Here is a 19215-nt window from a genome sequence, read left to right as displayed (position 1 = left end):
TAATTTTAATCGTATATCAGAAATACTAATAACAGCGGTGGCCGCCCTGCCCCCACAATGAAAAAGGCCAGCGGAGCTGGCCTTTACGTTTACTGTTTACGCTTACTGCTGAGCTGTCGCCCCGGGGTTGTGCAGGTGCACATCCATTTGCGGGTACGGGAAGCTGATCCGGTGACTGTCGAGGGTCTTTTTCACCGCTTCCAGGGTGTCCCAGTAGACCGGCATCAGATCGGCGCTGTTGCTCCATGCCCGGGCCACAAAGTTAATCGACGATGCGCCCAGTTCATTCATCCGCACCACCAGTTCGCGATCTTTGAGCACCCGCTCATCGGCCATCAGAATGTCGGTAATCAGCTGTTTGACCTGGTCGATATCCGCATCATAGCCCACGCCAATCACCCACTCATTGCGGCGTGCCGGCTCCCGGGAGAAGTTAATAATATTGCCCGCGATCACTTTACCGTTCGGCACTACAACAATTTTGCCGTCTGCCGTGCGCAGTGTGCTGGAGAAGATATGCACATTGAGCACTGTACCGGCGATACCGCCCAGATCCACATACTCACCGGTACGGAATGGCCGGAAGGTCACCAGCAGCACCCCGGCGGCCAGGTTAGAGAGCGAGCCCTGCAGGGCCATACCTACGGCCAGACCGGCGGCACCCAGTATCGCGATTACCGACGCGGTCTGCACCCCTACCCGGCCCAGTGCCGCAATCAGGGTGAAGGCGATGATCCCGTAGCGCACCAGGGCAGACAGAAAATCGGCCACGGTACTGTCAATGTTGCGCGCCAGCATCAGCCGGTTAATGGTTTTTGAAATCAGCCGCGCGATAATCAACCCGACAATCAGAATCATAATTGCCGCAACAATGTTCACCGCGTAGCCCAGTAACAAATCCTGATTACGGGTCAGCCAGCCTCCCGCCTCGTGAATGCTGTCCACCACGTTAATGTCTTTCATCCTGCGATCCTTAAACAATAAAGAAAAATCAAACCCCGAAGGGGGGAGCCCCCTTCAAAGGGTAATCAAAAATGGCAGAATACGCCAAACTGTGCGTTGCTGCACAGAATAAGAAACCTGGTTTCAGAGATTTACCCATAAAAAAACCCGCCAGCAGGCGGGTTTTTCATAACAGTGACGGCGCTGGCTTACAGCACGTCTACCGCGTTCAGCTCGTGGAATGCTTTTTCCAGACGGGCTACCATGCTGCTCTGACCGGCACGCAGCCAGACACGCGGATCATAGTATTTCTTGTTCGGCTGATCGGCACCTTTCGGGTTACCCAGCTGGCCCTGCAGATACGCTTCGTTTTCTTTGTAGTAGTTCAGAATACCTTCCCAGGTTGCCCACTGGGTGTCGGTATCGATGTTCATTTTGATAACACCGTAACCAACAGATTCTTTGATCTCTTCAGCAGTAGAGCCGGAGCCACCGTGGAAGACGAAGTTCAGGCTGTTGTGCGGCAGGTTATGTTTTTTGGAAACATAGTCCTGAGAGTCGCGCAGGATAGTCGGGGTCAGTTTCACGTTACCCGGCTTATACACACCGTGTACGTTACCGAAAGAGGCGGCAATGGTGAAACGCGGGCTGATGGCGTTCAGTTTGGTGTAGGCGTAATCAACGTCCTGCGGCTGAGTATACAGGGCAGAAGCATCCATATGGCTGTTATCTACGCCGTCTTCTTCACCACCGGTGCAACCCAGTTCGATTTCCAGCGTCATGCCAATTTTAGACATGCGGGTCAGGTATTTAGAGCAAATTTCGATATTCTCTTCCAGAGACTCTTCAGACAGGTCAATCATATGGGAAGAGAACAGCGGTTTGCCGGTCGCAGCGAAGTGTTTTTCACCTTCGTCCAGCAGGCCGTCCAGCCACGGCAGCAGTTTTTTCGCGCAGTGGTCAGTGTGCAGGATAACCGGAACACCGTAGTGTACAGCCATCTGGTGAACGTGGTGCGCACCAGAGATAGCGCCCAGAATAGCAGCCTGCTGCGCGCCTTCCGCTTTCAGACCTTTACCTGCGATAAACGCAGCGCCACCATTAGAGAACTGAACAATAACCGGCGCACGTACTTTCGCCGCAGCTTCCAGCACCGCGTTGATAGAGTCAGTACCCACGCAGTTTACAGCCGGCAGCGCAAAATTGTTTTCTTTGGCGACCTGGAAAACTTTCTGAACGTCATCACCAGTGATAACCCCAGGTTTTACGAAATCAAAAATTTTAGACATGTTACGGTGTCCTGTATCTTCGGCGTTGTAAAAATCGGATTTAATAGCCACAGCACCTGTGGCCGCATAAAACAACGGGCAAGTTTCCCTGCCCGTCAAAAATTATTTTTTAGCGCGCTCTTCAAGCATCGCTACGGCTGGCAGAACCTTGCCTTCTACGAATTCAAGGAATGCACCGCCGCCGGTAGAAATGTAAGAGATTTTATCGGCAATGCCAAACAGGTCGATAGCGGCCAGGGTGTCACCACCACCGGCGATAGAGAAGCCTTCGCTGTCGGCAATGGCGTTGGCAACAATCTCAGTCCCTTTACGGAAGTTCGGGAACTCAAAGACTCCAACCGGGCCATTCCACAGAATGGTTTTGGCATTTTTCAGAATTTCGGCCAGTTTCTCAGCGGAAACGTCACCGATATCGAGGATCTGCTCGTCTGCATTGACTGCGCTGACAGATTTCAGGGTTGCCGGTGCAGTTTCAGAGAACTCCGTTGCCACGCGAACATCCGTCGGAACCGGGATATCACAGGTGGTCAGCAGGCGTTTGGCTTCATCAACCAGGTCTGCTTCGTACAGGGATTTACCCACATTGTGGCCCTGTGCGGCAATAAAGGTGTTGGCAATACCGCCGCCGACGATCAGCTGGTCAGCGATTTTGGACAGGGAGTCCAGCACGGTCAGTTTGGTAGAAACTTTAGAACCACCAACGATGGCAACCATCGGGCGGGCTGGCTCTTTGAGCGCTTTACCCAGCGCGTCCAGCTCAGCAGCCAGCAGCGGACCGGCACAGGCGACATCAGCAAAACGGCCTACACCGTGGGTAGATGCCTGAGCGCGGTGCGCAGTACCGAAAGCATCCATTACGTATACGTCGCACAGTGCGGCGTATTTTTTAGACAGGGTTTCGTCGTCTTTCTTCTCGCCTTTGTTAAAGCGCACGTTTTCCAGCACAACCAGTTCACCGGCGGCAACGTCCACACCGTCCAGGTAGTCTTTTGCCAGACGTACCGGAGCAGACAGTTTGTCTTTCAGGTAGTTAACAACCGGCAGCAGAGAGAATTCTTCGTTGTACTCACCTTCAGTCGGGCGGCCAAGGTGGGAAGTTACCATCACTTTCGCACCCTGTTTCAGGGCCAGCTCGATAGTCGGCAGAGATGCACGGATACGCGCATCAGAGGTAACTTTACCGTCTTTTACCGGCACGTTCAGATCAGAACGGATCAGTACGCGTTTACCCGCCAGATCCAGATCGGTCATCTTAATTACAGACATGGTGAATCCTCTCGTTGATTCTAAAAGTTTTGCAGGCGCAACCCGCGCCTTACCTGAAACCTGTCGTCGCCATTGCTAACGTGGTGTCGAGCATCCGGTTAGCAAAGCCCCATTCATTATCGCACCAGACTAAGGTTTTAATCAGATGCTCACCGCTGACCCGCGTCTGGGTGCCATCCACAATGGCACTGTGCGGATCATGGTTAAAATCTATCGAGACCAACGGTAATTCCGTATAGTCAACTATACCACGAAATACCCCGCTCGCTGCTTTTTGGAATAACTGGTTGATATCCCCGGGGTTCACCTTCTGCGCCACCGTCACGCTGAGGTCGATTGCCGTGACATTAATCGTCGGCACCCGCACGGCGATTGCCTCAAAACGGTCGCAGAATTTAGGGAAAATACGCGTAATACCCGCCGCAAGGCGCGTATCGACCGGAATGATCGACTGGCTTGCCGCCCGGGTGCGGCGCAGGTCCGGGTGATAGGCATCAATAACCTGTTGATCGTGCATTGCCGAGTGGATCGTGGTCACCGTGCCGGACTCAATGCCGAACGCGTCATCCAGCAGCTTAATCACCGGAATAATACAGTTTGTCGTACAGGAGGCGTTAGAGACGATACGGTGCTCTGGCTGCAGCTGGCGATGGTTGACCCCATACACCACGGTGGCGTCCAGATCCGCGCCACCCGGGTGGGAAAACAGCACTTTCTTCGCGCCCGCGGCAAGATGCATCTCACCGTCGGCCCGGCTGCCGTATACCCCGGTACAATCCAGCACCACATCTACCCCCAGCTCCCGCCAGGGAAGCCCCGCAGGATCGCGCTCATGCAGGATACGGATAGCGTCATCACCCACCCATAGCAGATCTTGTTGCTGGCGGACATCCCACGCAAAACGCCCATGGCTGGTGTCGTATTTGAGAAGATGGGCCATCCCTTCGGCGGCGGCCAGCTCATTAATGGCAACGACTGAGATTTCCGCCCGGCGCCCGGATTCATACAAAGCACGAACCACGTTACGCCCGATGCGTCCAAAGCCGTTAATTGCTATGCGTATGGTCATAGGTCTCCTGCAAGGCACTCCTGGAAAGAATGACTGACAGAGTAATCCAGCAGCATTCGTAGTGGAACCTTACCTGTAAAACAGTGTGACTGATTGATTAATAATCGAACATTCAGCCAACTGAAACGCTTCAGCCAGAATAAGCGAAAGCAGGAATAAAAGGAATCAGCCTGCCGGCAGTCAGTGCGGTAATCTGATCTACATCACATTTTTCCCCGGGTACGGTCGCCGGGAGCCAAAAAAAACGGGCCGCCAGAGCGACCCGTTTTAAACGCATTATTCACGCGATTACAGCAGCGCTTTCGCTTTGCTGAGCACGTTCTCAACCGTAAAGCCGAACTCTTTAAACAGCAGCTCTGCCGGTGCAGATTCCCCGAAGGTGGTCATGCCGACAATCGCGCCGTTCAGGCCGGTGTACTTGAACCAGTAGTCCGCGATACCCGCTTCAATGGCCACGCGGGCAGAAACCGCTTTCGGCAGTACCGCTTCGCGGTAGGCTGCATCCTGCTTGTCGAACACGTCAGTAGACGGCATGGAAACCACGCGCGCGTTAACGCCTTCGGCAGTCAGTTTTTCCCATGCGGCAACGGCCAGTTCCACTTCAGAACCCGTCGCGATAAAGATAAGCTGCGGCTGACCGGCGCAATCTTTCAGAATATATCCCCCACGGGCGATATCTGCCAGCTGCTGCGCGCTGCGCTCCTGCTGGGCCAGGTTCTGGCGGGACAGGATAAGCGCGGTCGGGCCATCTTTACGCTCAACGCCATATTTCCAGGCGGCAGCGGTTTCCACCTGGTCACACGGACGCCATGTGCTCATGTTCGGCGTCAGGCGCAGAGAAGCCACCTGCTCTACCGGCTGGTGGGTCGGGCCATCTTCACCCAGACCGATAGAGTCATGGGTGTAGACCATCACCTGGCGCTGTTTCATCAGGGCCGCCATACGCACCGCGTTACGGGCATATTCCACGAACATCAGGAAGGTGGAGGTGTACGGCAGGAAGCCACCGTGCAGCGAGATACCGTTCGCGATAGCGGTCATCCCGAATTCGCGCACGCCGTAGTGAATATAGTTACCGGCAGGATCTTCGTTCAGCGCCCGGGAGCCAGACCACAGGGTCAGGTTAGACGGGGCCAGGTCGGCAGAGCCGCCGAGGAATTCCGGCAGTAACGGGCCAAAGGCTTCAATCGCGTTCTGGGAGGCTTTACGGCTGGCGATTTTCGCCGGGTTGGCCTGCAGTTTTTCGATAACAGCCTGCGCCTGAGCGTCGAAATCAGCCGGCATGTCACCGCTCATGCGGCGGGTGAATTCAGCCGCTTCCTGAGGGAAGGCTTTGGCGTAGGCGGCAAATTTCTCATTCCAGGCGCGCTCTTTCGCCGCACCCACTTCTTTGGCATCCCACTGGGCGTAAATTTCCTGCGGGATTTCAAACGGTGCATAGTGCCAGCCCAGTTTTTCACGGGTCAGGGCGATTTCTGCATCACCCAGCGGGGCACCGTGGGAGTCGTGAGTACCGGCTTTGTTCGGTGAGCCGAAGCCAATGATGGTTTTGCACATCAGCAGGGACGGTTTGTCCGTCACTTTACGGGCTTCTTCGATAGCCGCTTTGATGGCGTCTGCGTTGTGGCCGTCAATGCCGCGCACAACGTGCCAGCCATAGGATTCAAAGCGTTTGGCGGTATCGTCGGTAAACCAGCCTTCAACTTCACCGTCAATGGAGATGCCGTTGTCATCGTAGAATGCGGTCAGTTTGCCCAGCTTCAGAGTACCGGCCAGGGAGCACACTTCGTGAGAGATGCCTTCCATCATGCAGCCGTCGCCCATAAAGGCGTAGGTGTGGTGGTCAACAATCTCGTGGCCCGGGCGGTTAAACTGCGCGGCCAGTGTTTTCTCAGCAATCGCCATACCCACGGCGTTAGCAATCCCCTGGCCCAGCGGGCCGGTGGTGGTTTCTACACCGGCGGTGTAGCCCACTTCCGGGTGGCCCGGAGTGCGGGAGTGCAGCTGGCGGAAGTTTTGCAGTTCAGACATCGGCAGGTCATAACCGGTCAGATGCAGCAGGCTGTAAATCAGCATCGAGCCATGGCCGTTGGACAACACGAAACGGTCACGATCTGCCCAGTGCGGGTTCTGCGGGTTATGGTTCAGATAATCACGCCACAGGACTTCGGCAATGTCAGCCATGCCCATCGGGGCACCCGGGTGACCGGATTTGGCTTTTTGTACTGCGTCCATGCTGAGCGCACGAATAGCATTGGCAAGCTCTTTACGAGAGGACATTTTAACTCCAGATCGGATAGTTGAAGGTCATGCCTTGTTTACGACTCGATTACCACATCCCTGAGTTCCGGATTAGCGCATCACGGCGTCAGGCCATCCGGAAAGCGACGGATAAATGCGTCATGGGCGAGGCCCGGAAAAAGTGCCAACAATGTAACCCAGCTCGCAGGTCATGTACATGGAGCATCCTTTTATCTCATCAGAAATCTCTGGATCCAGGGCATAACATAAATGCCCCACTCGCCTGACAGACTGGATCCTTTTTATACTGACATCGGTTACTATGCTGCTGGTGGCTGGTGAACCAGAAAATTTCCTTACTCATTGATTCCGGAAGCATAAAATGAAGATACGGACGATATTGCTGAGCCTGAGCGTGGCGGCGCTGTTAAGCGGGTGCGAAACCATGGACTCGTCGGGCCTGTTAACATCCGGCGCAGGCGCGATGCAGGCATTCTCCCTGTCAGATGCTCAGGTCATCGCACTGAGCGACAAAACCTGCCAGGAGCTGGACAGCAAAGCGACTCTCGCCCCGGCAAATAGCCCCTATACCACCCGGCTGAACACCATTGCCGCCGCCCTTGGCGATAATATCAATGGGGTGCCCGCCAACTATAAGGTGTATATCACCAAAGATGTGAACGCCTTCGCCATGGCTAACGGCTGCATTCGCGTCTACAGCGGGCTGATGGACATGATGAACGACAATGAAGTGGAAGCGGTTGTCGGCCATGAGATGGGCCACGTGGCCCTGGGCCATGTGAAAAAAGGGATGCAGGTCGCCATGGGCACCAACGCCATCCGCGTGGCGGCGGCCTCCATGGGTGGAGTTATCGGCAACCTGTCCCAGTCTCAGATTGGTGCCCTGGGGGAACAACTGGTGAATTCCCAGTTCTCTCAGCGCCAGGAGTCAGAGGCGGACGACTACTCATACGATCTGCTGCGTAAGCGCGGTATCAGCCCGGCGGGCCTGGTCACCAGTTTTGAAAAACTGGCCCGGCTGGAAGAAAACCGCCAGAGCAGCATTCTTGATGACCACCCGGCCTCTGAGGCCCGCGCTCAGCATATTCGCGATCGCATGGCGGCAGACGGTATTAAGTAACCCACCAGCAACCGGACAATATCCCGCTATATTACTATCTGGCGGGATATTGTTATGACAGGTAACGGATCAGAAACTAATATTATTCCGATAATTAAACTATTTTCTGATTAATATCCACTCACCCCACCCGACATATATTTCTGATTAATTTCCGGCGTAACAACTTTGTGCTGAATCCGGCGCCATCAGGCAGTTATTTTCCGGCATTTCTGTTTGGATATATAGATATAGCTACTGGTGATAAAAAGTAACAATTCGTGTGCAAATATAGTAATTCTTATTGCTTATAGCGCCATTTCGGGTAACTATCGCGGCACCAGGGGGTAAAAATTATAATTTCCTGGCCCACTATTCGTGGTGCAAACCTCACTTTCAACTGTGTAATAACCGGGAACGCCATTATTCCGGGCGCATTACGGACTATTTCACAGCAGATTTGTCGGGGAAAATGCATCCGCTTTATCAAGAAAAGCAAGCAGAGACCAGTCAACAGTGAAAAAGAAACTTTCTCTTATTATTTCCGGGGTTTTAATCTCCGGATCCGCGTTCGCCGCAGGCCAGGCAGACAGTAAAGGTTTAGTCGAAGACAGCCATATGGATGTGCTGTTGCGTAATGCCTACATCAACCGCGACTACAAAACACCGGATACGGAAACCAAAGCCGAATGGGGCCAGGGGATGATCCTCGACTTCCAGTCCGGCTTTACTCAGGGGACCGTGGGCTTCGGTGCTGACGGCCTGCTCCAGTACGCCGTGCGTCTGGATGGCGGCCGTGGCCGCAGCGGTGCCGGTGGTATCGACTTCTTCCACCAGGATAACGACGGTAAGGCAAAATCCGATCTGTTCAAGGCGGGCGGGCGCGTAAAAATGCGTGTCTCCAACACCGTACTGAGCTGGGGTACTCAGCGCCCGGTACTGCCTATTCTGTATGCGGATGACTCCCGCCTGCTGAATGAAACCTACACCGGTCTGTTCCTGAACTCTCAGGAGCTCGACGGTCTGGACGTTAACGCCGGTTACTTCACCGCCGAACAGCAGAAAAGTGACGACAGCCACGACACCGGGCTGAAAAGCCTGACCTTCGGGGGCGCCAGCTACAAGTTCAACGACTACTTATCCGCCGCGTTCTACGCTTCTGACGTTGAAGACACCCTGAACAAACAGTATCTGGGCATGACCTATACCCAGCCGTTCGCCACCGGCCAGCAGATGATCCTCGACTTTAACGGCTATAACTCCCGTCTGGATAAGCAGTTTGCTAACAGCCTGGATACCGGCCGCGACAACACCATCTGGAGCCTGGCAGCCAGCTATATCTACGATATCCATACCTTTAAAGTGGCCTACCAGCAGAGCAGCGGCTCTACCGGCTACAACTACGGTGGCTACCGTAACCAGGGCGGCGTAGGTGATGGCGGCAACACCATCTGGCTGAGCAACTCCTACTGGTCTGACTTTAACGGTGAAGATGAGCGCTCCTGGCAAGTGGCGTACTCTCTCGACTTCGCCGGTCTTGGCATGCCGGGGCTGACTTACGACACCGCCTACGTTTACGGTGACAACATCAAGACCTCTGCCACCAGCAACGGTAAAGAACACGAATGGTTTAACCAGCTGCAATATAAAGTGCAGGATGGCCCGGCCAAAGATCTGAAATTCAAAGTTCGCTACTCTGTGCTGCGCGTGTCGGCTGACGCCAGCGACTACAACAGAAGCGGTAACGAAATCCGCGTTTACGTGGACTACCCGTTCAATATCTTCTGATCACCCCACCGGTGATGACCATAAAAAAACCAGGCCTGGCCTGGTTTTTTTGTTCTCTGCTGGCTAGTAGAGAGTTTTCTGGGGCGGCCCCGCAAAGCGTAATGCCCCGATGCTGTCCATGCGCACTTCCACCACCGACGGGCCGGGACTATTAATGGCCTCTGCCATCACCGACTGGAAATCATCCGCCCGCTCAACGCACCACGCCTGGAGGCCAATGGCCCGGGAAAGGGCCGTGAAATCCGGGGTGTGGAGCTGGTTAAAATACTGGCGGCCGCCAAAATACTTATCCTGAATTCCGCGCATAACCCCATAGCCACCGTCGTTCATAATCAGCAGCGTTACGTTGGCCTGCTCCTGGGCCAGGGTCGCCATCTCCCCGAGGTTCAGACTCAGGCCGCCGTCACCCACCAGAGCCACCACCTTTTTATGCGGGTTCGCCAGCGCCGTCCCCACGGCCATCGGCAGCCCCATGCCGATAGCCCCCGCCAGAGAGTGAATATTGTGCAGCGGGAAATGGGCCCGGAACAGGCGGCTCCCCCACAGGCTGCCGGACACGGTAATGTCGCGCACCAGAATGCCGTCTGCCGGTAACACCTGGTCGATAGCGTCATTTAAGCGGCTGTAGGCGCCACACTGCTCACGCAGCCCCCCTTCGGCCTGGTGTAACGCCTGCGCCACGGCGCTATCCCAGTGGTTATCCCCCCAGTGGCGCCCGGTCACCCGCCGGGCCAGGGCCGTTAACACCTCCCCGGCGTCGGCAACAAGGGTTTCATCCATCAGATAGTTACGGCTCGCCGCCGCCGGATCAATATCCACCTGCACCCGCGGTGACGGCAGGGCCAGCGTCCAGGAGCGGGTTTCGTTACTGCGCAGCCGCGACCCCACCACCAGGGTGAAATCACACTGCGCCATTATCGCCTCCACTGAGGGCGAATTATGAAACGCCCGCAGGCTGCCTTTGTGGCTGTCGGGCAAAATGCCCCGGCCATGGGTACTGGATATCACCGTAATACCGGCATCAGCCAGCGTTTTCACCGCCGCACTGGCCGCTAATGCGCCGCCGCCCAGCCACAGTAAGGGCTGGCGCGCCTGGCACAAACGCGCCCACAGGGCATCAATAAGGGACTCCCGGGGGGCGGGTGCTGCGGCAGGTGCCGGGACCGTGGTCACTAATGACGCCGGGATCAGGCTACTTTGAATATCAATCGGAATTTCAATGGAAACCGGGCCACAGGGGGGCGTCTGCGCCTCCTGAATCGCACGGTGGAGAATAGCCACTGCCTGGTTGGCATTCATAACCCGCCAGGCCCGTTTGGAGCTGGCCCGCAGGAAGGTGAGCTGGTCGCGGGTTTCATGAATAAACCCGGTATCCGCATCAAGCCAGGCTTTTTCTACCTGCCCGGTCAGATGGATCACCGGCGTACTGGCGTTCAGCGCTTCAACCAGCGCCCCCACCGCATTACCGGCCCCGGCACCGGTACTGGTCAGGGCCACCCCGAGGCCAGAAAAGCGCCCGTGGGCATCGGCCATGGTCACGGCGCCCGCTTCCCCCCGGGCCGCCACAAACCGGATATTGCCGCGCTGGCCGATAGCATCAGCAACCGGCAGGTTGTGAATAGAAATCACCCCGTACAGGGTAGTAACACCGTATTGCTCCAGGGTACGGGCAATGGCTTCGCCCACGCTAATCATCTCTGTCATTGGTTGTTCCTTTTTATTATTCACACCAGCGATTGACGGGATTACCCAACGCCAGATAAACGCTTTTTTGCTGCATCCAGGCTTTCAGCCCCTGGATGCCTTTTTCCCGGCCAAGCCCGCTCTCTTTAAAGCCGCCGAAGGGGGTCGATACCGAAAACTGCTTATAGGTGTTGATCCACACGGTGCCCACTTCCAGCTGATCTGCCAGCATCAGTGCCCGATCACTGCGGGTGGTCCAGATCCCCGCCGCCAGGCCATACACCGAGTCGTTCGCCTCGGCCACCAGATGTTGCTCATCGTCAAAGGGCATCACCACCAGTACCGGGCCAAAAATCTCCTCCTGGCACACCCGGGCTTTGTTGGTTAAACCGGCAATAATCGTCGGCTCAAACCAGTTGCCCCGGGCCAGCTCCCCGGTGGTCGGCACCTGGCCGCCGCAGAGTATTTCCCCCCCTTCTTCCCGGGCCATTGCCACATACCGGCGAACAGACTCCCGGTGCTCCGGGGTAATCAGCGGGCCAATATGGGTGCCCGCCTCCAGGGGGTGGCCCAGGCGCAGCCCCCGGGTCAGTGCCACCAGTTTCTCCACCAGAGGCTGGTAACAGCTGCGGTGAACAAATAAGCGTGAACCGGCAATACAGGCCTGGCCTGCAGAGCTAAAAATGCCGTAGCAAATACCGTGGGCTGCCTGATCCAGATCCGCATCGTCCAGCACAATGGTGGGCGACTTGCCCCCCAGCTCTAAAGAGGCGGGGATCAGTTTTTCTGCCGCCACATGGGCAAGATAGCGGCCTGTGCGTGTCCCGCCGGTAAACGAGATTTTGCGAACCAGGGGGTGGCGTGCCAGCGCGTCGCCAATAATCGCCCCCTTCCCCGGCAATACGCTTAACAGCCCGGCGGGTAACCCCGCCTGTTCAAATAACCGGGCCAGAACCAGCGCCATCAGGGGGGTGGCTTCGGCGGGTTTGACTATCACGGCGTTGCCTGCGGCAATGGCCGGTGCAATCTTCTGCATTTCGCTGGCGATGGGGGAGTTCCAGGGCGTAATCGCCGCCACCACGCCAATGGGTTCATAACGGCTTAAGGTCATGACGCCCGGCTGGCGGGGGGTGGTTATCTCCCCTTCCAGTAATTCACAGGCCGAGGCGAAGTAACGGGCCGTTCCGGCCGCGCTCATCACCAGCCCGCGGCTCTCCTGCAGGGGTTTGCCGTTATCCCGGCTCTGCTGACAGGCCAGATCGTCCACTTGCTGTTCAATAAGATCCGCCACGCGCTGCAAAATCCGCCCCCGCTGATGGGGCAGCATCTGGCGCCATGCGGGATCCCGCCAGGCCCGGTCGGCACCGTTGACGGCATCGTCCAGATCCTCAAGGCTTGCCGCATGCAGTGTGCCGTTCAGGCTACCGTCGGCGGGAAATGTGCTCACCATGGGTTCCCCGCCCCCTAACCGCCACTGCCCGGCAACGAAAATCTCCAGAGGTGTCATGTGCGCGCTCCTTATGAGTAAATCAGTTCCCGGCAGGCGCGTACTGCACTCAGGGCCGCCAGGGTGGAGGTTTTAGGGTTACTGGCCAGGGGGAAACCGCTTAATTCGAGGTGAAACTCGCCAAAGCCTCCGGCCACATCAATGGTATGGGTGTTCCGCCGGGTATGGGGATCCACCATCAGCTCCACCAGGGTGTCATCAAGGCCCAGTCCCCCCAGGGCCACCGTGGCGGCCACATTGGCATTCGCCGGGAACAGGCGCGCCGCTTCACGGGCAGTGCCGGAGAAAAACACCGCCGCCTGCTGCACATTCTGTAAATCGATCAGCTGCTCGGCGTAGCTGCCCCGCCAGCTGGCGGGGCTCTTGCGGGAGCGATACACCACTTTATCCAGACCCCCTTCCCGGGCCGCCGCCAGACCATCTATCCCGGCCACGGCACCACTGAGCAGGGTTAAGCGCCCGCCGCCCTGCTGGCGGGCCTGATTTAGCGCCTCTTCGAGAGCCCTGTCGGCCAGCGCCCCCGTTGAGATCACCGCCAGGTGCCAGCCCTTTGCCAGTATCTGCGGGCCATACTGGGCCACGGCCTGCTGGCTGGCACACTCAAGGACCAGATCCGGTGTTGCGCGGCACGCTTCGGGATCGTCTACAGGCTCAATCTGACCATGAAACTGCTGGCGAATGGCGTCATGGTGTGCCGGGCGGGCCAGGATCCAGCCTATGGAAACCCCTGCGGGCAGCCGTTCAATAACCGAGCGGGCCATGGCGCCAAAACCGATCAACATGATCTTTTTCATCAGAACTCCTCAGAGGTGGCGACTGAACCCGCCGGAAATATCCAGCGCGGCACCGGTCGTAAATGACGCCAGCGGCGACGCCAGGAATAACAACGCCCGGGCCGGTTCTTCAGGGCGGCCAAGGCGCTGCATCGGGATCCCGCGTTTACGGGCAATTTCTGCCGTCCACTGGGCCCAGGTCTGGCTGCGATCGCTGCGCTGTTCAAAGCGCCGCCGCCACTGGCCGGACTCCACCATCCCCAGCAAAATGGAGTTCACCCGGATCCCTTTCTCAATCAGCTCTTTAGAGAGCGTCAGCGTCATATTGAGCAGTGCGGCCCTCGCCGCGGAGGTGGCAATCATGTGCTCTTCCGGCTGAAGGGCCAGCAGGGAGTTCACACAGGTAATTGAGGCAATATCGGAGCGCTCCAGCTGGGCCATAAACCCCTGGACCGGGTTAATCACGCCGAACAATTTAAGCTGGGCCTCATGGAGCCACGCCTCCCGGGGGGTGTCGGCAAAATGCGCCACAAACCCCTGACCGGCGTTGTTGATCAGCATGTCCGTCCCGCCAAACGCCGCGTCCACTTCCCGGGCAAAATCATTCACCTGAGCGGCATCCAGAACGTCGCAGGTCCGGGCGAGGATCTGGCCGTGGGGAAATTCGGTTATCAGCGCATCTTTAGCGTGGGCCAGACGCCCGGCATCCCGGCCACAGAAAGCCACCCGGGCCCCTTCCGCCAGTAATAAACGCAGGGTTTCAAAACCGATCCCCGAGGAGCCGCCGGTGACAACTGCCACCCGGCCTTCAATGAGTGTGTTCATAGGCAATCTCTTCCAGTACGCCCTCAAGGAGGCGGTTAACATCATGGGGGTTGTCCAGATAGCTGGCGTGACCGGCATCGGGGATCCCGTAATAGGTGCCACCATAGCGACGGGCTAAATCCCGGGCCCGCTCTGGTGGCGTGATGGTGTCCTGCTCGCCACACCAGACTTGTAACGGGCCACGCCACCGGGACAGCCAGGGGTGAATATCCCCTTCGGCCAGCAGGCGGGCGGCCCCCAGAAACCCTTTTTCACGCAGCCGCGCCATAGTGCCGGCAACGGTCCGGATATCTTCACTGAGGGCCCCGGGGCGCAGCAGGCGGTGGGCCCGCTGGCGTGCCATAGTTTCCCCACCGGCGGCGATTTGCTGCTGGCGCTGCTGCCACACCTGCTGGCGTTGCGCAGCGGGTGCCTGACCATAACCCTGGGCCGGATCCGCCAGGACCAGGTAACTCACCCGCCCGGGATAGAGGGCGCTAAAGGCCGCCGCAATCAGCGCCCCCAGCGAATGCCCCACCAGCACCGTCTGCCCGACCCGGGCCTGATTAAGCATCTCGGCCAGGGCGGCGACGTACTTTTCCACCTCCCCGTCGAAGAGCGCCAAATCATCGCTATTGCCATAGCCGGGCATATCCCAGGCCAGCAGCCGGGCCTTACCCGGGGCCGCCAGCTGTTTATGCCAGGAGTCCGCCCCGGAGCTGATACCGTGGAGCAACGTAATGGCCCGGCCCTGGCCGGATTCACGCCAGTGGATCATAAAATCTCCTTAACCGCGCTTCACTTGCGACAGGGGGTGGTCGTGGGGATAGGAGGGAATAACCGGCTTTGCGGCACCCAGCATCACGCACATCAGCGCTTCTTCCTCGCCGTGGTTGAACAGGCCGCGATACACCCCCGCCGGAACGGAGATCAGATCCCGCTCGCGCAGAATGGTTTCGCAGTAGTTATCACCGTCCCGGACCATTAACGTAATTGAGCCGCGCAGCATAAAGAACACCTCTTCAACATCTTCATGGAGGTGCAGCGGCCCTTCACACTTACTGGGCAGCACCATGGTCGAGAAGGTGAAGTGTTCTGCCGGTACGGTGTTGGTATCGTTGGCGATACCGGTGCCGCCGGTGCCGATGTAGCGCATCTGGGCGCGGCGATATTTCGGGTCAAAATCGGCCTGGAACTTCAGCGCATCCCAGTCATATTTGCGCCCTTCAAAGCGGGCAATCCGTGATTCAACCCACTGCGCCATAGACTGGTTGTCTGGTTTAACAGTGGCTTTCTGGCGGGAGGTCATCTCAGTCATCTGTAATTCCTCAGTAGCGTTTTAACAGGGGCAATAACAGCACGCAGCTCAGGGCGGCGGCCATCACCAGAAATAGCAGCCCGGCATCCATTGAGTGGCTGTAGGCAATCAGCAACCCCATCACCGCAGGCGAGAGGGCACCGGCAAAATTACCCAGGCCGTTAAATATTCCCCCGGCGGTGGCGCTCGCTTCCGGCGGGGTCGCCCTGGATAACAGGGCAAAAATATTGGGAGCCCCGGCACCCCACATAAAGGTGCTAAAACTCATGGCGGCAATCACCGCCAGCGGCGAAGAGAGATGCAACACGGCAAACAGCCCCAGGGCGGCACCGGCCATGGAAATAAAGCACGCCACGGCCCGCCTGCCGGACTTGTCGGAAAGCCAGGCACCGGTCACTTCCCCCAGCAACATGGCAATAAACGGCAGCGATGAGAGCAAGCCCGCGTGCTCCAGGTGGATCCCTTTGCCCTTAATCAGGTAGCCGGGCAGCCAGCCGTTGATCCCCCACAGATAGGTCAGAAACGCGATGTTAAACAGGCAGATAAGCCAGAAGTGGGGGTTGCGCATCAGCATATGGCGCGCACTACGCCGGGCCTGCTGGCTCGTGGCGCCAGGCCCTGTTGCCAGGTGGGGAATATGGCGCAGGCCAATGCGCACCAGGATCAGTACCGGCAGGGTTAACAGCGCCATCACGAAGAAGGTACTTTGCCAGCCAAAACTGTTCAGTAGCCAAATCGACAGCGGGAAGCCAATGGCCGCGCCAATCGGCGTGCCCAGTAGCCACATCATGGTGGCCCGGGCCTGGAGACGGGCCGGGAAGGTGCGCCGCACGATGGTATAAGCCAGAGACAGGAGCGGCCCTTCCGCAATACCGAGTAAAATACGCAGCGCAATCATCACGCTGTAGTTATGGCTCAGCCCCATCAGCACCATTAAGACGCACCAGCTCACCATCATTGCGCTGAGCAATTTGACCGGCGAGATCTTGTCTCCCAGGGAGCTGAGGAAGACCGACGAAAAACCATAGCTGAGCAAAAATGCGCTCATCAGCAACCCAAGCCTGGTGGTATCAAAATCTATTCCCATGGCCTGCTGGAAGTGCGGGTCTGTAAACAGCGCCGCAATGCTGATTTTGTCGAAGAATGCCAGTAACACGCAGGAAAATAGCGCCACGGGAACCGACCAGCGGACCCGGGTTTCCGGCACGGCCATCTCCCCACCGGGCGCCGTTTGCGGCGCAGTGTCTGTCGTAAATGTTGCCATTAACTCCCCCTGAGGGTGTGCCTGAACTAGCGCAGTGTCATTAGAGAAAACTCAGGATCCGTAAGCGGAACCCCGGATAAATCCCTGCCTGTCGCCATCCAGCGTCTGGCCAGTTTGACGGTACGGGGATCGTTAAAGGCCACCAGCTGGCTTAACCGGCCCTGTGGCGTCAGGGTAAAATAGAGCGCGCTTCCGTCGGTTTTACGTACCAGGGTGGTGCCGTCAGGATCGGGAATGCCGAGGATCTGGATGTTATGGTGGTATTGATCGGACCACAGCCAGGGCGCGTCGTCGTAACCCCGGGAGAGATCCCCGAGCATAGCCCGGGCGGCAACCACAGACTGGTTCTGCGCAAACGACCATGACTGAACCGCAATTCCCAGTGTCGGGTGCCGGGCCACATCACCGGCGGCGAAAATATCCCCGTTGCTGGTGCGCCCGAAACTGTCCACCACGATCCCGCAGTCAATCTCCAGCCCCGCCTGGCGGGCCAGCTCCAGATTAAGCTCCACCCCAATCCCTACCACCACCGCATCAAACACTGCGCGCTGCTGGCCGCTGATGATCACCGGCTTGCCCTGGTCATCGTCCAGGGAAAGCGCGCCCGCCTGACAGTGCACGGTGACCCCGTTCTGCTGGTGTATCTCCAGCAATGCCCGGGAGACCGTCGGGTTAACGGAGCGCTGGCACAGCAGGGACTGGGACTCAAACACCGTCACCTCAAGCCCCTGTTTGCGGGCCGAGGCGGCGATTTCAAGGCCAATCCAGCCGCCGCCAACCACCGCCAGGCGCTGGCTACACGCCAGCTGCTCTTTCAGCCGCCGGGCATCTTCCCAGGTGCGCAGGGTGTACACCGCCGGGTGGCGCTGCCAGTCACTGCCGGGCAGACGCGCCCGCCCGCCGGTTGCCAGCAGCAGCTTGTCATAGGCCAGCCGCTGACCACTGCTCAGGATCAGGGTTTTCTCCCCGGCGATAATCGCTTCGGCCCGCTGGGGGCGATACCAGGTTATCCCCAGCGCCGCGACGGTTTCCGGGCTAAACAGCCGCGGTAATGCGGGTGCCGCCTCCAGTAACGCCCCTTTGGAAAGGGGCGGGCGCTCATAGAAATCCCAGGGCTCATCCGCAACCACGCAGATCTCCCCCGTAAACCCCTGCTCGCGGAGCGTTTTCGCCGCCCAGCCCCCGGCCTGGCCCCCGCCAACAATCACCATCCGCTCTGTCATAACGCCTCCAGCTTAGTGGCCTGGCGGCGGGTATCGTGGTCTATTCCCCCTTCTACGGCCCACTCCGTAAAGGAGACGAGCGAGTGCTCCAGCTCCCGGGGCTGCCAGTTTTCCGTGAGGTAATCATCGTTGGTGTAGTATTCAAACGCGCCGCCGGTGGGGCTGTTGACATACCAGAAGTAGGCCGATGAAACCGGGTGACGACCAGGGCCGATAAACGTGCTCCACTGCTGTTTATTCATGGCAATACCGCCGCCTATCACCTCATGAATATCCCGCACCGTGAAAGCCACATGGTTCAGGCCCCGCGGGCGCTTCGGCAACTGCAGTAAGAACAGGTTGTGGTGGCCACCCCGGGCCTGAGTCCGCAGGAACACGGCCCGGTTGATATAACGGTCCGACACCTGAAAACCGAGTACGTGGCGGTAAAAGTGCTCAACGGCGGACAGCTCTTCCACAAAGAACACCACGTGACCAATATTGACAGGCTCGGCACGCTCATAGACCGGGCTTGGGGTATCAATACGCCGGACGTCGCCCCACTGATTCACCGGTGGCACATCCAGGGTCACGGGCCGCTGGGTAGTGACCCGAAAGCGCAAGGTCATACCGTTAGGATCCCGGCACTCAAGAAACTCACCGCCGTCGTAAAAACCCGGCTGCGAAGCCAGGCGGGGGCGCAGGGCGTCCAGATCGTCACCACAGGCCACGCCCCAGGTCATACGGCGCAGGGTTGAGCCCTCTTCAAAGGCCACCGGGAGCCCGGGATCCTGGCTGTCACAGAGCGCCACCTCGGCCCCGCTCAGGGTAATGAAGCGGTTATCGCCGTTCTCCTGCAGGCCGAAATCCACCATAAACCGGGCGCACTGCGCCAGATCCTCTACGCCAAACTCCAGTTTTTCGATTCCCGTAATGCTCATGCTGTCTG

General features: G+C 58.0%; 16 protein-coding genes. 2 read left to right on the top strand and 14 right to left on the bottom strand.

The annotated features are described in order from the left end of the window. Positions 1–102 precede the first annotated feature (102 nt). From mscS to tkt, 5 genes are all read right to left on the bottom strand, one after another. Complete coding sequence (gene mscS, locus EBL_RS02890; protein ID WP_002443405.1) at positions 103–963, bottom strand: small-conductance mechanosensitive channel MscS; 861 nt, start codon at positions 961–963, stop codon at positions 103–105. Positions 964–1151: 188 nt separating this feature from the next. Continuing rightward, on the bottom strand, positions 1152–2231 hold the full coding sequence (gene fbaA / locus EBL_RS02885) for a class II fructose-bisphosphate aldolase (RefSeq protein WP_002443404.1): 1080 nt from the start codon (positions 2229–2231) through the stop codon (positions 1152–1154). A gap of 102 nt (positions 2232–2333) precedes the next feature. Continuing rightward, entirely contained in the window at positions 2334–3497 is a 1164-nt protein-coding gene (gene pgk, locus EBL_RS02880) for a phosphoglycerate kinase (protein WP_002443401.1), read from the bottom strand. Positions 3498–3546: 49 nt separating this feature from the next. Then, positions 3547–4566, bottom strand: coding sequence for an erythrose-4-phosphate dehydrogenase (gene epd, locus EBL_RS02875; RefSeq protein ID WP_002443399.1), 1020 nt, complete (start codon positions 4564–4566; stop codon positions 3547–3549). 288 nt (positions 4567–4854) lie between these two features. After that, positions 4855–6846: a transketolase gene (tkt, locus tag EBL_RS02870; RefSeq protein ID WP_002443397.1), complete on the bottom strand. Its 1992-nt coding sequence runs from the start codon at positions 6844–6846 to the stop codon at positions 4855–4857. Between the two features lie 343 nt (positions 6847–7189). Here tkt and loiP point away from each other — a divergent pair, with 343 nt between their 5' ends. Beyond that, positions 7190–7948: a metalloprotease LoiP gene (gene loiP, locus EBL_RS02865; protein ID WP_002443395.1), complete on the top strand. Its 759-nt coding sequence runs from the start codon at positions 7190–7192 to the stop codon at positions 7946–7948. Between the two features lie 495 nt (positions 7949–8443). Next, on the top strand, positions 8444–9715 hold the full coding sequence (locus tag EBL_RS02860) for an OprD family outer membrane porin (protein WP_002443393.1): 1272 nt from the start codon (positions 8444–8446) through the stop codon (positions 9713–9715). A 63-nt stretch (positions 9716–9778) separates the two neighbouring features. Here EBL_RS02860 and EBL_RS02855 read toward each other — a convergent pair whose 3' ends face one another. Genes EBL_RS02855 through EBL_RS02815 form a run of 9 tightly spaced genes read right to left on the bottom strand, consistent with a single transcriptional unit; the run spans position 9779 to position 19207 of the window. Next, positions 9779–11419, bottom strand: a complete 1641-nt coding sequence (locus EBL_RS02855) for a thiamine pyrophosphate-binding protein (RefSeq protein WP_002443391.1) — start codon at positions 11417–11419, stop codon at positions 9779–9781. 16 nt (positions 11420–11435) lie between these two features. Beyond that, a complete protein-coding gene (locus tag EBL_RS02850) occupies positions 11436–12905 on the bottom strand; it encodes an aldehyde dehydrogenase (RefSeq protein ID WP_002443389.1) in 1470 nt (489 codons plus the stop codon). Positions 12906–12916: 11 nt separating this feature from the next. Then, positions 12917–13699, bottom strand: coding sequence for an aspartate dehydrogenase (locus EBL_RS02845; RefSeq protein ID WP_002443388.1), 783 nt, complete (start codon positions 13697–13699; stop codon positions 12917–12919). Between the two features lie 9 nt (positions 13700–13708). Continuing rightward, positions 13709–14503 carry an SDR family oxidoreductase gene (locus EBL_RS02840; protein ID WP_002443385.1) on the bottom strand — a complete coding sequence of 265 codons (795 nt, stop codon included), beginning with the start codon at positions 14501–14503 and terminating at the stop codon, positions 13709–13711. Continuing rightward, positions 14487–15260: an alpha/beta fold hydrolase gene (locus EBL_RS02835; RefSeq protein WP_002443382.1), complete on the bottom strand. Its 774-nt coding sequence runs from the start codon at positions 15258–15260 to the stop codon at positions 14487–14489. Before EBL_RS02835 ends, EBL_RS02840 begins: the two co-directional genes overlap by 17 nt. A gap of 9 nt (positions 15261–15269) precedes the next feature. Continuing rightward, positions 15270–15800 carry a cupin domain-containing protein gene (locus EBL_RS02830; RefSeq protein WP_002443380.1) on the bottom strand — a complete coding sequence of 177 codons (531 nt, stop codon included), beginning with the start codon at positions 15798–15800 and terminating at the stop codon, positions 15270–15272. 10 nt (positions 15801–15810) lie between these two features. Continuing rightward, a complete protein-coding gene (locus EBL_RS02825; RefSeq protein WP_002443379.1) occupies positions 15811–17064 on the bottom strand; it encodes an MFS transporter in 1254 nt (417 codons plus the stop codon). Between the two features lie 26 nt (positions 17065–17090). Next, positions 17091–18287, bottom strand: coding sequence for an NAD(P)/FAD-dependent oxidoreductase (locus EBL_RS02820; protein ID WP_002443377.1), 1197 nt, complete (start codon positions 18285–18287; stop codon positions 17091–17093). Then, positions 18284–19207, bottom strand: a complete 924-nt coding sequence (locus EBL_RS02815; protein ID WP_002443375.1) for a VOC family protein — start codon at positions 19205–19207, stop codon at positions 18284–18286. Before EBL_RS02815 ends, EBL_RS02820 begins: the two co-directional genes overlap by 4 nt. Positions 19208–19215 lie beyond the last annotated feature (8 nt).

Source organism: Shimwellia blattae DSM 4481 = NBRC 105725 (assembly GCF_000262305.1).
Taxonomy (GTDB): domain Bacteria; phylum Pseudomonadota; class Gammaproteobacteria; order Enterobacterales; family Enterobacteriaceae; genus Shimwellia; species Shimwellia blattae.
This window is presented reverse-complemented; position numbering and strand designations above follow the sequence as displayed.

Coding starts and splice junctions, on each gene's coding strand:
- mscS (WP_002443405.1), bottom strand. CDS start 963: ATGAAAGACATTAACGTGGTGGACAGCATTCACGAGGCGGGAGGCTGG.
- fbaA (WP_002443404.1), bottom strand. CDS start 2,231: ATGTCTAAAATTTTTGATTTCGTAAAACCTGGGGTTATCACTGGTGAT.
- pgk (WP_002443401.1), bottom strand. CDS start 3,497: ATGTCTGTAATTAAGATGACCGATCTGGATCTGGCGGGTAAACGCGTA.
- epd (WP_002443399.1), bottom strand. CDS start 4,566: ATGACCATACGCATAGCAATTAACGGCTTTGGACGCATCGGGCGTAAC.
- tkt (WP_002443397.1), bottom strand. CDS start 6,846: ATGTCCTCTCGTAAAGAGCTTGCCAATGCTATTCGTGCGCTCAGCATG.
- loiP (WP_002443395.1), top strand. CDS start 7,190: ATGAAGATACGGACGATATTGCTGAGCCTGAGCGTGGCGGCGCTGTTA.
- EBL_RS02855 (WP_002443391.1), bottom strand. CDS start 11,419: ATGACAGAGATGATTAGCGTGGGCGAAGCCATTGCCCGTACCCTGGAG.
- EBL_RS02850 (WP_002443389.1), bottom strand. CDS start 12,905: ATGACACCTCTGGAGATTTTCGTTGCCGGGCAGTGGCGGTTAGGGGGC.
- EBL_RS02845 (WP_002443388.1), bottom strand. CDS start 13,699: ATGAAAAAGATCATGTTGATCGGTTTTGGCGCCATGGCCCGCTCGGTT.
- EBL_RS02840 (WP_002443385.1), bottom strand. CDS start 14,503: ATGAACACACTCATTGAAGGCCGGGTGGCAGTTGTCACCGGCGGCTCC.
- EBL_RS02835 (WP_002443382.1), bottom strand. CDS start 15,260: ATGATCCACTGGCGTGAATCCGGCCAGGGCCGGGCCATTACGTTGCTC.
- EBL_RS02830 (WP_002443380.1), bottom strand. CDS start 15,800: ATGACTGAGATGACCTCCCGCCAGAAAGCCACTGTTAAACCAGACAAC.
- EBL_RS02825 (WP_002443379.1), bottom strand. CDS start 17,064: ATGGCAACATTTACGACAGACACTGCGCCGCAAACGGCGCCCGGTGGG.
- EBL_RS02820 (WP_002443377.1), bottom strand. CDS start 18,287: ATGACAGAGCGGATGGTGATTGTTGGCGGGGGCCAGGCCGGGGGCTGG.
- EBL_RS02815 (WP_002443375.1), bottom strand. CDS start 19,207: ATGAGCATTACGGGAATCGAAAAACTGGAGTTTGGCGTAGAGGATCTG.